Origin of the sequence: Caballeronia choica (assembly GCF_001544535.1) — a bacterium.
Taxonomy (GTDB): domain Bacteria; phylum Pseudomonadota; class Gammaproteobacteria; order Burkholderiales; family Burkholderiaceae; genus Caballeronia; species Caballeronia choica.
The window spans coordinates 1-12,411 of the sequence record NZ_FCON02000041.1; the positions used below are offsets into that span (position 1 = coordinate 1).

The 12,411-nt window shown below is 63.3% G+C and carries 14 protein-coding genes; 4 read left to right on the forward strand and 10 right to left on the reverse strand.

Annotated elements, in window-relative coordinates:
- The first annotated feature begins 342 nt into the window (after positions 1-342).
- From prfB to AWB68_RS19065, 3 genes are all read left to right on the forward strand, one after another.
- A protein-coding gene (gene prfB / locus AWB68_RS19055) for a peptide chain release factor 2 (protein ID WP_200828735.1) occupies positions 343-1,447 on the forward strand; the annotation gives its coding sequence in 2 pieces (ribosomal slippage) (positions 343-414 and positions 416-1,447; 1,104 coding nt in all).
- 153 nt (positions 1,448-1,600) lie between these two features.
- Positions 1,601-3,127: a lysine--tRNA ligase gene (gene lysS / locus AWB68_RS19060; protein WP_087645908.1), complete on the forward strand. Its 1,527-nt coding sequence runs from the start codon at positions 1,601-1,603 to the stop codon at positions 3,125-3,127.
- 275 nt (positions 3,128-3,402) lie between these two features.
- Positions 3,403-4,173: a glycine zipper 2TM domain-containing protein gene (locus AWB68_RS19065; protein WP_087645909.1), complete on the forward strand. Its 771-nt coding sequence runs from the start codon at positions 3,403-3,405 to the stop codon at positions 4,171-4,173.
- Between the two features lie 102 nt (positions 4,174-4,275).
- On the opposite strand, the gene iscX is transcribed toward AWB68_RS19065, so the two are convergent.
- The 10 genes from iscX to AWB68_RS19115 all read right to left on the reverse strand — a co-directional run bounded on the left by iscX (position 4,276) and on the right by AWB68_RS19115 (position 11,181).
- Positions 4,276-4,473: a Fe-S cluster assembly protein IscX gene (iscX, locus tag AWB68_RS19070; protein ID WP_087645910.1), complete on the reverse strand. Its 198-nt coding sequence runs from the start codon at positions 4,471-4,473 to the stop codon at positions 4,276-4,278.
- 22 nt (positions 4,474-4,495) lie between these two features.
- A complete protein-coding gene (gene fdx, locus AWB68_RS19075) occupies positions 4,496-4,837 on the reverse strand; it encodes an ISC system 2Fe-2S type ferredoxin (protein WP_035938157.1) in 342 nt (113 codons plus the stop codon).
- Positions 4,838-4,865: 28 nt separating this feature from the next.
- Positions 4,866-6,731 carry a Fe-S protein assembly chaperone HscA gene (gene hscA / locus AWB68_RS19080; RefSeq protein ID WP_087645911.1) on the reverse strand — a complete coding sequence of 622 codons (1,866 nt, stop codon included), beginning with the start codon at positions 6,729-6,731 and terminating at the stop codon, positions 4,866-4,868.
- A gap of 47 nt (positions 6,732-6,778) precedes the next feature.
- Complete coding sequence (gene hscB / locus AWB68_RS19085) at positions 6,779-7,309, reverse strand: Fe-S protein assembly co-chaperone HscB (RefSeq protein WP_087645912.1); 531 nt, start codon at positions 7,307-7,309, stop codon at positions 6,779-6,781.
- Between the two features lie 86 nt (positions 7,310-7,395).
- Positions 7,396-7,719: an iron-sulfur cluster assembly protein IscA gene (iscA, locus tag AWB68_RS19090; RefSeq protein WP_087645913.1), complete on the reverse strand. Its 324-nt coding sequence runs from the start codon at positions 7,717-7,719 to the stop codon at positions 7,396-7,398.
- A 134-nt stretch (positions 7,720-7,853) separates the two neighbouring features.
- Positions 7,854-8,282: a Fe-S cluster assembly scaffold IscU gene (gene iscU / locus AWB68_RS19095; RefSeq protein ID WP_087645914.1), complete on the reverse strand. Its 429-nt coding sequence runs from the start codon at positions 8,280-8,282 to the stop codon at positions 7,854-7,856.
- A gap of 51 nt (positions 8,283-8,333) precedes the next feature.
- A complete protein-coding gene (locus AWB68_RS19100; protein ID WP_087645915.1) occupies positions 8,334-9,557 on the reverse strand; it encodes an IscS subfamily cysteine desulfurase in 1,224 nt (407 codons plus the stop codon).
- Between the two features lie 104 nt (positions 9,558-9,661).
- Complete coding sequence (iscR, locus tag AWB68_RS19105) at positions 9,662-10,189, reverse strand: Fe-S cluster assembly transcriptional regulator IscR (RefSeq protein WP_087645916.1); 528 nt, start codon at positions 10,187-10,189, stop codon at positions 9,662-9,664.
- A 130-nt stretch (positions 10,190-10,319) separates the two neighbouring features.
- Positions 10,320-10,802: a low molecular weight protein-tyrosine-phosphatase gene (locus AWB68_RS19110; protein WP_087645948.1), complete on the reverse strand. Its 483-nt coding sequence runs from the start codon at positions 10,800-10,802 to the stop codon at positions 10,320-10,322.
- Positions 10,803-10,938: 136 nt separating this feature from the next.
- Complete coding sequence (locus AWB68_RS19115; protein ID WP_087645917.1) at positions 10,939-11,181, reverse strand: hypothetical protein; 243 nt, start codon at positions 11,179-11,181, stop codon at positions 10,939-10,941.
- A gap of 253 nt (positions 11,182-11,434) precedes the next feature.
- Between AWB68_RS19115 and AWB68_RS19120 the strand changes: the two genes are divergently transcribed.
- Positions 11,435-12,013, forward strand: a complete 579-nt coding sequence (locus AWB68_RS19120) for a hypothetical protein (protein WP_200828736.1) — start codon at positions 11,435-11,437, stop codon at positions 12,011-12,013.
- Positions 12,014-12,411 lie beyond the last annotated feature (398 nt).

Consider the following 12,411-nt stretch of genomic DNA (forward strand, 5'->3'; position numbering starts at 1 on the left):
TTTCTACATGCCAACAACGATGAAACCCCGCTAACGACACTCCCCCGGTTGGACCACTCCGACATAACGGGCTAGCGACGCATGGCAAGCATTGGCGGTGGAAAGCTGCTTTCTTTGCTTACTTTCTTTGCAGCAGCAAAGAAAGTGAGTCCCGCCCCGGACAGGGGCAGAGCTAATAAACCAAAAACAAAGCAAGTTCCGCAGAAGCCCAAGCGCATCAAACGGTGTAAACAAACCGACCCCGACCCCCGACCCCAACCCCACCCCCACCCCAAGCGCCAGCGGCCAAAAACATCCGATCGGCTATAATTTCCCCTTTTCACAAAGCCGAAAAGATCGACCATGGAAGCGGAACGTCTCAACTCGATCGAGAACCTGCTCGCCGACCTGCGCCGCCGCGCGGCCGAGCTACGGGGGTATCTTTGACTACGACGCAAAAGCCCAGCGTCTAGAGGAAGTCAACAAGGTTCTCGAAGACCCGAACGTCTGGAACGACTCCAAGAACGCGCAGGCGCTTGGCCGGGAAAAGAAGCTGCTCGACGGCGTCGTCACGACGCTCACCGGCCTCGATAACGACCTGCGCGACACGCAGGATCTCTTCGACATGGCCCGCGAGGAAAGCGACGAAGAAACGCTCGTCGCCTGCGAAGCCGATACGGCGTCGCTCGAAAAGCGCGTCGAAGACATGGAATTTCGCCGGATGTTCAGCAATCCGGCCGACCCGAACAACTGCTTCATCGACATCCAGGCCGGCGCCGGCGGCACCGAAGCGTGCGACTGGGCGGCGATGCTGCTGCGCCAGTACCTGCGCTACTGCGAGCGCAAGGGCTTCAAGACCGAAGTGCTCGAAGAATCCGAAGGCGACGTCGCGGGCATCAAGAGCGCGACCGTCAAGGTCGAGGGCGAATACGCGTATGGTTATCTGCGCAGCGAAACCGGCGTTCACCGGCTCGTGCGCAAGTCGCCATTCGATTCGTCGGGCGGGCGCCACACGTCGTTTTCGTCGGTGTTCGTCTACCCGGAAGTCGACGATTCGATCGAGATCGAGATCAATCCGGCCGATATCCGCACGGATACGTATCGCGCGTCCGGCGCGGGCGGCCAGCACATCAACAAGACCGATTCCGCGGTGCGTCTCACGCACGGGCCGACCGGCATCGTCGTGCAATGCCAGAACGACCGCTCGCAGCACCGTAACCGCGCCGAAGCCATGCAGATGCTGAAGGCGAAGCTCTACGAGTTCGAAATGCGCAAGCGTCAGGCTGAGCAGGACAAGCTCGAATCGAGCAAGACCGATGTGGGCTGGGGCCACCAGATCCGCTCGTACGTGCTCGACAACAGCCGCATCAAGGATCTGCGCACCAACGTCGAAATCAGCAACACGAAAGCCGTGCTCGACGGCGATCTCGACGACTTCATCAGCGCCAGCCTGAAACAGGGCGTCTAAGCGCAAGCGGCGCGGCTTCGGGTTTCGAAGACCGCGCCGCGCCGTTTTTCCGATCAGCGCCATCCGGGTGCGCGAGCGCCGGACGCATCGTCATTACAGCCACGCCGAGCCGCGCCGAACCGCCTCTCCGACCGAATTCAAAGCCAAACCATCATGACCGAACCGACCCAGACGAGCGCCGCTCCCGAACTGGAAGAAAACCAGATCGTCGCCGAGCGCCGCGAGAAACTGCGTGCGTTGCGCGAGCAAGGCATCGCCTATCCGAACGATTTTCGTCCGACGCATCAAGCCGCCGCGCTGCAAGCCGACTACGCCGACACCGACAAGGAAGCGCTCGAAGCGAATCCGCTCCCGGTGGCGCTGGCCGGCCGGATGATGCTCAAGCGTGTGATGGGCAAGGCGAGCTTTGCGACCGTGCAGGACGGCAGCGGCCAGATCCAGTTCTTCATCACGCCGGCCGATGTGGGCGCGGAAGTCTACGACGCCTTCAAGAAGTGGGACCTGGGCGACATCGTCGCGGCGAAGGGCGTGCTGTTTCGCACGAACAAGGGCGAATTGTCGGTGCGCTGCACGGAATTGCGCCTGCTGTCGAAAGCGCTGCGCCCGCTGCCGGACAAGTTCCACGGTCTCGCCGACCAGGAAATGCGCTATCGCCAGCGCTACGTCGACCTGATCGTGACGCCCGAGGCGCGCAAGACGTTCGTCGCACGCACGAAGGCGTTCACGTCGATTCGCAACTTCATGGCGAAGGCGAACTTCATGGAAGTCGAGACGCCGATGCTGCATCCGATTCCCGGTGGCGCGGCGGCGAAGCCGTTCGTCACGCACCACAACGCGCTCGACATGCAGATGTTCCTGCGCATCGCGCCCGAGCTTTACCTGAAGCGGCTGATCGTCGGCGGCTTCGAGCGCGTGTTCGAAATCAACCGGAATTTCCGTAACGAAGGCGTTTCGCCGCGTCACAATCCGGAATTCACGATGATGGAGTTCTACGCCGCGTACACGGATTACCAGTGGCTGATGGACTTCACCGAGGAACTGATCCGCCAGGCCGCCATCGATGCGCGCGGCACCGCGGCGATCACCTACCAGGGCCGCGAACTCGATCTGGGCAAGCCATTCCATCGGCTGACGATTGGTCAGGCGATCCAGAAATACGCGCCGCAATACACGAGCGAGCAACTCGCCGATAGCGCTTTCCTGCGCACGGAACTGAAGAAGTTCGGCGTCGATACGGCCCAGCCGGCGTTCCTGAACGCGGGCGTCGGCGCGCTGCAACTGGCGCTCTTCGAGGAAACCGCCGAGTCGCAATTGTGGGAGCCGACGTTCATCATCGATTATCCGATCGAAGTGTCGCCGCTCGCGCGTGCGTCGGACAAGGTGGAAGGCATCACCGAACGCTTCGAGCTGTTCATCACCGGCCGCGAGATCGCGAACGGCTTCTCGGAGCTGAACGATCCGGAAGATCAGGCCGCGCGCTTCCAGAAGCAGGTCGACCAGAAAGACGCCGGCGACGAAGAAGCGATGTACTACGACGCCGACTACATCCGCGCGCTCGAATACGGCATGCCTCCGACGGGCGGCTGCGGCATCGGCATCGACCGGCTGGTAATGCTGCTCACCGATAGCCCGAGCATCCGCGATGTGATTCTGTTTCCTCATTTGCGTCGCGAAGACTGACGTCGGCGGGGTGCATTACCCGCATCGTTGTAAAAATGCGCGCCAGCCGGCGCGCATTTTCGTTTGTAACCATCGGTAAAACCTTGCCCGCGTTGTTCGGCGTCGGATGCACACGGCGCCGTGCGGGTGCGTCGATGGCATCGATCATGCTTCGTTACCGAAAAGCGCCGTGTCAGCTTCGGTTACAAAATGAAATGCTGTCGCGATCGTTTTGCCGGAAACTACGTCTTATCAATCACCTAGCCACTACCCATGCCTCGATTCGGAGGTCGAAAATGAATAACGGAAACACCAACCCCAGCACGCCCGACGGCGGGTCTTCGCGGCGTCTGCATCCGCTGATCGCGACCGCGGCAGGCGCCGTGATCGTCGCGAGCCTCGCCGCGACGGCCGCGATCACAGGCGTGTTCCCGAAGGCTTCGAGCAATCTTGTCGAGAACCCGCAGACGCAGTCGGCGGCGGTCACGCCGCAGCCCGTCGTCGATTCGGCCGCGCCGAGCGCGCCAAGCGCCGCCCAACAGCAAGCAGCGCAGCAAGCGCAACAGCAAGCAGCGGCTCAACAAGCGGCCGCTCAGCAGCAAGCCGAACAGCAGGCTGCACAACAAGCCGCTCAACAGCAGGCCGCCGCGCAGCAACAGCAGCAGCAGGCACAACAGGCACCGGCACAACCGGTCGCCCCGCCGCAGCCTTCCTACGCGCAAAGGCCGGCGTATTGCTCGACGTGCGGCACGGTTGAAGCCATCACGGCGGTGCGCCACGAAGGCCAGGGAACCGGGATCGGCGCGGTCGGCGGCGCGGTGGCGGGCGGTGTGGTCGGCAACCAGTTCGGACGCGGCAGCGGCCGCACCGCGATGACGCTGCTCGGCGCCCTCGGCGGCGGTCTCGCAGGGAACTCGGTCGAGAAGCACATCCGCAGCGAGACCGACTATTCGGTGCGCGTACACATGGAAAGCGGCAAGACGCGCGTGTTTACCTATCGTCAGGCGCCGCCGTTCCAGCAAGGGCAGCATGTGCGCGTGCAGAACGGGACGCTCGTCGCAGGCTGATTCCGCACCCGCAGCGCAGCCCTAAATGCAAAACGGCGATTCCTCCCGGAATCGCCGTTTTGTTTCGTGCGCCGCCGCAAAATCACCCGGGCGCACGGTGCATCAATAATCCGCGTCTTCGATCCACGCAGCCTGAATCGCTTCGAGGATCTTCTCGTTCGACTTCGATGGATCGTCGTCGAAGCCTTCGAGTTCGGTGATCCAGCGATGCATGTCCGTGAAACGCACATACTGCGGGTCTACGCCCTGATGCGCGTCCGTCAGTGCCATCGCGATGTCTTGCGTGTCTGTCCACTTCATGGGCGCTCTCCTGTCCGTGCTGTCAGTGATTTTCTTTCGCGTGGTTGATGGAGTAGCGCGGGATCTCGACCACCAGATCTTCCTCCGCCGGCACCATCGCCTGACATGATAACCGCGATGTCGGCTCGAGGCCCCAGGCCTTGTCGAGCAGATCGTCCTCGTCCTCTTCCGACGGTTCCAGCGCGTTGAATCCTTCCCGGATGATCACGTGACACGTCGTGCACGCGCACGATTTTTCGCAGGCGTGCTCGATTTCGATGCCGTGGTCGAGCAGGTTGTCGCAGATGCTCTTGCTGAGGTCCGCATCGATCACGGCGCCGTCCGGGCACAGTTCCACATGAGGCAGTACAACGATTTGAGGCATGAGTCTTTCCGTAGATTCGATGGTTCGATCAGACGTCGTCGAGCTTGCGGCCCGCGAGCGCGCGGCGAATGCTCTTGTTCATCCGGCGCGCGGCGAATTCGTCGGTGGCGGCCGAGAGCGCCTTGGTCGCGGTTTCGATCGCCTCCAGCTTGTCCGCACGCGTGACGGCGGCCAGTTCGGCCACGAGCGCGTCGATCTGCGCGCGTTCGTCGTCGTCGAGGAGTTCGGCGTCGGCTTCCAGCGCCGCCTGCGTCGCTTCGACCAACCGTTGCGCGTCGACCTGCGCCTCGCGCAACGCGCGGGCGCGCATGTCGACCTCGGCGGTCTTGAAGCTCTCCTCGAGCATGCGGGCGACGTCGTCGTCGGCGAGACCGTAGGACGGCTTCACCACCACCGACGCCTCCACGCCCGACCCCTGTTCGCGGGCGAACACGGAGAGCAGGCCGTCCGCATCGACCTGATAGGTCACGCGGATGCGCGCCGCGCCCGCCGCCATCGGCGGAATGCCGCGCAGCTCGAAGCGCGCGAGCGAGCGGCAATCGGCGACGAGTTCGCGCTCGCCCTGCACGACGTGGATCGCCATCGCGGTCTGGCCGTCCTTGAAGGTCGTGAAGTCCTGCGCGCGCGCGACGGGAATCGTCGAATTGCGCGGGATGATCTTCTCGGTGAGCCCGCCCATCGTCTCGACACCGAGCGACAGCGGAATCACGTCGAGCAGCAGCCAGTCGTCGCCGTTGCCGCGACGGTTGCCGGCGAGGAGATCCGCCTGGATCGCCGCGCCAAGCGCGACGACCTGGTCCGGGTCCAGATTCGTGAGCGGCGGCTGCCCGAAGTAGTCTTCGACCGCGCGGCGAATCACCGGCATGCGCGTCGCGCCGCCGACCAGCACGACGCCCTTGATGTCGGCCCGCGCGACTTTCGCGTCGCGCAACGCCTTGCGGGTCGGCGTCAGCGTGCGCGCCACAAGCGCTTCGGAGAGCGTCGCGAATTGCGTTTGGCTGACCGCGACGTCGATCTGCCTGCCGGTCGAAAGCGTGACTTCGATGCGGGCTTCTTCCTGATCCGACAGCGCTTCCTTCGCCGAGCGCACGCGGTCCAGCAGAAGGCGCACGTCCTCGGGCGTGCTGATTTCGATGCCCGCCTGCGCGACCACATGCCGATACAGCGCGGAATCGAAATCGTCGCCGCCGAGCGCGGAGTCGCCGCCCGCCGCCAGCACTTCGAACACGCCCTTGGTGAGCTTCAGGATCGACAGGTCGAACGTGCCGCCGCCGAGGTCATACACGGCGTACAGCCCTTCGGACGCGTTGTCCAGACCGTAGGCGATCGCCGCAGCGGTCGGTTCGTTCAGGAGGCGCAACACGTTCAGGCCCGCGAGACGCGCGGCGTCCTTGGTCGCCTGGCGCTGCGCTTCGTCGAAATATGCGGGAACGGTGATCACCGCGCCGACCAGATCGTCGCCGAGCGAGTCTTCGGCGCGATAACGCAGCGTCGCCAGAATCTCCGCCGACACTTCGACCGGGCTCTTCACGCCGTCGACGGTGCGAATCTGCACCATGCCGGGCGCATCGATGAAATCGTAGGGCGCGTTTTCGGCCCCTTCCACTTCGCTCTTGCCGCGCCCCATGAAGCGCTTGACCGACACGATCGTATTGCGCGGATCGAGCGCCGCCTCATCCTTCGCGACACGGCCGATGCGCCGCCCGCCCTTTTCCAGATAACGCACGACGGACGGCAACAGCATATGGCCGTCTTCGTCGGGCAGGACTTCGGGCACGCTGTTGCGCACGGCGGCGACCAGCGAGTTGGTCGTGCCGAGATCGATGCCGATCGCCACGCGTCGCTGATGCGGCGCGGGCGCCATGCCGGGTTCTGAGATTTGCAGTAAAGCCATCGTTGTTCTATTGGGGGTTGATTGCCGCGTATGCGCCGATGGGCCGGTCAGGCGTGCTCGAGCCTCTCGATCTGCGCGCCGATTTCGCTTGCCACGCGCTCGATGAACATCAACTGGCGCACGGCCTCGCCTGCCGCCTGATCCGCGTTGCTGTCGATCAGTGCTGCAAGTTTTCCAAACCGGATGCGCTCTTCGTCGCGCAACTCGTCGAGCAGGGATTCCAGCGCGCCGAGATTCTTCGCCGCCGCCGCATCCTCGATGCTCTCGCGCCATTCCATCTGCTGCATCAGGAAGGCGGGCTCCATCGCGGTGTTGTTATGGTCGTCGACGTCGACGCCCCGCAGCGACAGCATATAGCGCGCGCGCTTCAGCGGATCGCGCAGCGTCTGGTACGCCTCGTTCGCGCGCGTCGCCCATTGCATCGCGATGCGGCGCTGCGCGTCGCCGGCAGCCGCAAAGCGGTCGGGATGCACTTGCGCCTGCACGGTGCGATAGGCGTGGTCGAGCGTCTCCTGATCGACGGCGTAGATCGGCGGCAGGTGGAACAGGTCGAAGTGGCTGTCGTTGAGCGTTGCCATGATTTACGAAAGTGACTGAATGCGCGAAAGTGGACCACGAAAGAAAAAGGCGGCACACGCCGCCTCTTTGGCCGGTACTCCCGGCATCAAACGCGAAACGACTCGCCGCAACCGCACTCGTCCTTCGCGTTCGGATTGTTGAAGCGGAAACCTTCGTTCAATCCTTCGCGCGCGAAGTCGAGCTCGGTGCCGTCGAGATACGCGAGGCTCTTCGGATCGATGATGATCTTCACCCCCGCCGACTCGAACACCTGATCTTCCGGCGCGAGTTCGTCGACATACTCGAGCTTGTACGCAAGGCCCGAGCAGCCCGTCGTGCGCACGCCCAGGCGCAGACCCACGCCCTTGCCGCGTCGCGTCAGATACTTCCGCACGTGCTGTGCCGCTTTTTCGGTCAACGTGATTGCCATAGTGTCTCGTTCTCGCAGCCGCTCGTCCGCGTGGCTCATTAACTCCAGCTTCGCGGTCGCATGCTGCGGCCTTGCTCTTTGATCCAAAATCAGGGGCGCCAGCGAATCTGTCGCGCCCGCCCTTCATTACGTCATTACGCCGCGTGCTGCTTCGCTTCGTCGTGCGCCGCTTCGGGAGCCGCCGCGCCGTGACGCTGCTTGTAGTCGGCGACCGCTGCCTTGATCGCGTCTTCCGCGAGAATCGAGCAGTGGATCTTCACCGGCGGCAGCGCCAGTTCCTCGGCGATATGCGTGTTCTTGATCGTAAGCGCCTGATCGAGCGTCTTGCCCTTCACCCACTCGGTCACGAGCGAGCTGGAGGCAATCGCCGAGCCGCAGCCGTAGGTCTTGAACTTCGCGTCCTCGATGATGCCGTCCGCGCCCACGCGGATCTGCAGCTTCATGACGTCGCCGCAAGCGGGCGCGCCGACCATGCCGGTGCCGACCGTATCGTCGTCCTTGCCAAACGAGCCGACGTTGCGCGGGTTTTCGTAGTGGTCCAGAACCTTGTCGCTATATGCCATGATTCAAACTCCTTTCGTATTCCGTGTATGTCCGAGCTACGGGCGGGGCGCTCAGTGCGCGGCCCACTGGATGGTCGAGATGTCGATGCCGTCCTTGTGCATTTCCCAGAGCGGCGACAGGTCGCGCAGCTTGGCGATCTTGCCCTTCAGCAGGTTGATCACGTAGTCGACGTCCTGCTCCGTCGTGAAGCGGCCGACCGTGAAGCGAATCGAGCTGTGCGCGAGCTCGTCGTTGCGGCCCAGCGCGCGCAACACATACGACGGCTCCAGCGACGCCGACGTGCAAGCCGAACCCGACGACACCGCCACGTCCTTCACCGCCATGATCAGCGACTCGCCTTCGACGAAGTTGAAGCTGATGTTGAGGTTGTGCGGGACGCGCTGTTCCATGTCGCCGTTGACATAGGTTTCCTCGATATCCGAGAGGCCCTTGAGCAGCCGGTCGCGCAGCATGCGGATGCGCTCGTTCTCGGTTGCCATTTCCTCGCGCGCGATGCGGAACGCCTCGCCCATGCCGACGATCTGGTGCGTCGCGAGCGTGCCCGAGCGCATGCCGCGTTCGTGGCCGCCGCCGTGCATCTGCGCTTCGATGCGCACACGCGGCTTGCGGCGAACATACAGCGCGCCGATGCCCTTCGGACCATACGTCTTGTGCGCCGAGAACGACATCAGGTCGACTTTCAGCTTCTGCAGGTCGATTACGATCTTGCCGGTGGCCTGCGCCGCGTCGACGTGGAAAATGATGCCCTTCTCGCGCGTGATCTCGCCGATCGCGGCGATGTCCTGAATCACGCCGATCTCGTTGTTCACGTTCATGACCGACACGAGAATCGTGTCCGGGCGAATCGCCGCCTTGAGCTTGTCCAGGTCGATCAGGCCGTCGTCCTTCACGTCGAGATACGTGACCTCGAAGCCTTCGCGTTCGAGTTCACGGCAGGTGTCGAGCACGGCCTTGTGCTCGGTCTTCACCGTGATGACGTGCTTGCCCTTGCTCTTGTAGAAGTGAGCCGCGCCCTTGATCGCGAGGTTGTCCGACTCGGTTGCGCCCGACGTCCAGATAATTTCGCGCGGATCGCAGTTCACCAGCGCGGCGACGTTCTCGCGCGCTTGCTCGACCGCACGTTCCGCATCCCAGCCGTACTGGTGGCTGCGCGATGCCGGATTACCGAATTGCTCGCGCAGATACGGAATCATCTTGTCCACCACGCGCGGGTCTACCGGGGTCGTCGCGCTGTAGTCCATGTAAATGGGCAGGTGGGGAAACTCGTTGTTCATCAGTCGCTCCGGGAAATCTGTCTAATGGCGTTGTCTTTGTTGTAGATGCGGACGCTTCGCGCTTGCTGCTGCTTGTGCTGCCTGGCAGTTCGGCGCGGCAGCCGTCAGCCCGCCAGGTTGAAAACGGAATTGGGTCCTTTGGGCACGACGCGCGCGGCTTCGACGCCCGCACTCTCGGTGCGCCGGTCGCGCAGCACCGCCGACGAGCCTTCGCGCGCACGCTGCTGGTCGACGAGATCCTTGAGCGACACCGAATCGAGATACTCGACCATCTTCTGGTTGAGCGTCGCCCAGAGTTCGTGGGTCATGCAGTGGCCGTCGTGCTGCTTCGTGCCTTCGCATGTGCCCTTGCCGCCGCACTGGGTGGCGTCGATCGGTTCGTCGACCGCGATGATGATGTCCGCGACCGTGACGTTCTCCGCGCGGCGCGCGAGGTTGTAACCGCCGCCCGGCCCGCGGACCGATTCGACGATTTCATGCCGCCGCAGCTTGCCGAACAGCTGTTCGAGGTAGGAAAGCGAGATGCGCTGGCGCTGGCTGATGCCGGCCAGCGTCACCGGGCCCTGCTCCTGGCGCAATGCCAGGTCGATCATCGCCGTGACGGCGAAACGGCCTTTCGTGGTGAGTCTCATATTTGGGGGCTACCGCTAATACTTGAGGATTTTCGTCCAGTATAAATAGCCTACGCTTTTAGTCAAGTATCCCGCCCGAAAAAATCTATAGGAATTTACTTAAAGGCGGTCGATGCCGCGCTCTAGTCGTTTAGACGACCAGTTGCGCGCGCAGCGCGTTGAGCAGGCCTTCGCAGGCGTCTTCGCACTGGTCGAGAACGCGCTCGAAACCTTCGTCGCCGCCGAAATAAGGGTCGACCACCACGCGGCTGTCGTCGCGGGTGGCGAATTCCATCAGCAGACGAATCTTGTCGCGGTGCTCCGGCGGGCAGCTTTGGGCGAGCGCGGCGGCGTTGGCATCGTCCATCGCGATCAGCAAGTCGAAGCGGGCGAAGTCGTCGGGGGCGATCTGCCGGCCGCGCAACGCCGAAAGATCGTAGCCTCGGCGCTTGGCCGCACGCTGGGCGCGTTCGTCGGGCGCCTGGTCGATGTGCCAGTCGCCGGTGCCGGCGGAGTCGACGACGATGCGATCCGCGAGTTTCGCCTGCGCCACCTGATGCAGCATCACGGCCTCCGCGCTCGGCGAGCGGCAGATATTGCCCAGACACACGAAGCAGACGGCGATCGAATTCATCGTTTGGGAGTGAGACTGCACGGGATTAAGGAGGAGATTGCGCCGGCCGCGCGCGGACGAGGCCGGCCGCAGCTTCGATTGCCGCGAATTATACAAAGGCGCGGAAAAAAGCGCCCGATTCGGATCCCAGCACGATTCAAAGCACGCGCGGCGCGGGAGCCGTCTCGCTCGGCATGGCCGTTGCGGGATTCCAGCCGGCCTCGGGTTCAACGTAGCCAAACGAAACCGCGCGCGCGAGCTCGGCGCTGACGTTCGCCGCGCTCATCAGTTGACGCGGTGCGGCTTCCGGCTGAGTGACACTCAAGGCGTGAAGGTACGAGGCAAGGGCGATCGGGATCAGGATCGCGACGGGCCAGTAGGTCGATATTGTCTTTTTCATGGTCAACTCTGCTTCCAGGTCGCGTGGGCAACAAGCCCACTTGTCGACGCTTCGAAGTCTACGGGTTTGCCCTTGCCTCAAAAAGACGTCTGAAAGCAAATGTTTGTTGCATTGGGGACAACAAACCGTTGCACCAAGGGCGATCGAGGATAATCCTGCGTCTGCCCGTCATAAAGCCTTACAAAGTTTTCGAGACACTTGCGGCGTGCAGGTGTCTTATTCAGTAATCGATCAACGGGTTTTCCAGTCAATCATGAAATTCGCAGTCGCAGGTTTCGTTGTCGCGTCGTCGGCGCTTCTCGCCGGGTGCGCGGTCTACCCGGACGGCACGCCCGCTTATGGCGGCGGTTATCCGGCAGCAGGATACGACCCCGGGTATGACCCCTACGGTTACGGTGGCCCGGTCGTGCAATCGGGCGTCTATGTCGGAGGCGGAAGCTATTACGGCGGTCCGGCGTACTACGGCGGTCCGCCTCCGCGCAGGTACTGGGACGACGGCCCGGGATACCGGCACCCTTCTCAAGGCGGCTGGCAAGGTCAGGGCCGGCCTCCTGGCGACAACGGCCACGGCGGCAATCACGGCGGACCGCCGCCGGGACAGCAGGCCGGTGGCGGCAATCATGGCGGACCGCCGCCTGGACAACAGGCGGGCGGTGGGAGCGGCGGCAATCATGGCGGGCCCGGCGGATCGCAGGCGGGTGGCGGACGGCCGCCGCCGGTTGCGGTCGGCGGGCCTGCGCCGAGCCGCCCGACGGTGCAGCCGCCTTCCAATCAAGGTAACGGTGGACACGGTTCGCAACGCTGGCCGGGCGGCCAGCCCACCGGCGGTTGAGCGGATATTGCTCGAGGCGAGGTCGTTTGTCTCGCGCTGCGTCGTTCAGTCGAGCAATGAGTGGGGGAAGCGATAAAAAGGCCGCTCCGGCGTCAGTCGGAGCGGCCTTTTGCCTTGGGGCAACGCTTAACAAGTACGTGAATTTCGCCGAAGGCTACGTGGCGACAAGGGCTCTCCAAGGGGCCAAATGAACCTTATCCGCGTTGCCTTAAACGATTTCTCGTGCCAGGCGGGTCTCGCCAAAATACGACTTTCACGCCTTAGTTTGATGACCGAAAAGCCGATCCCCGGGCGCATTAAGTCCAGCCGCCTCGGACTCTAGCTTCTCGACTCGTCGCGAAAACGCTCCGAATATCCGCGAAGATCCTCGGTGCGCGGCCATCCAACCCAAAAAAGGG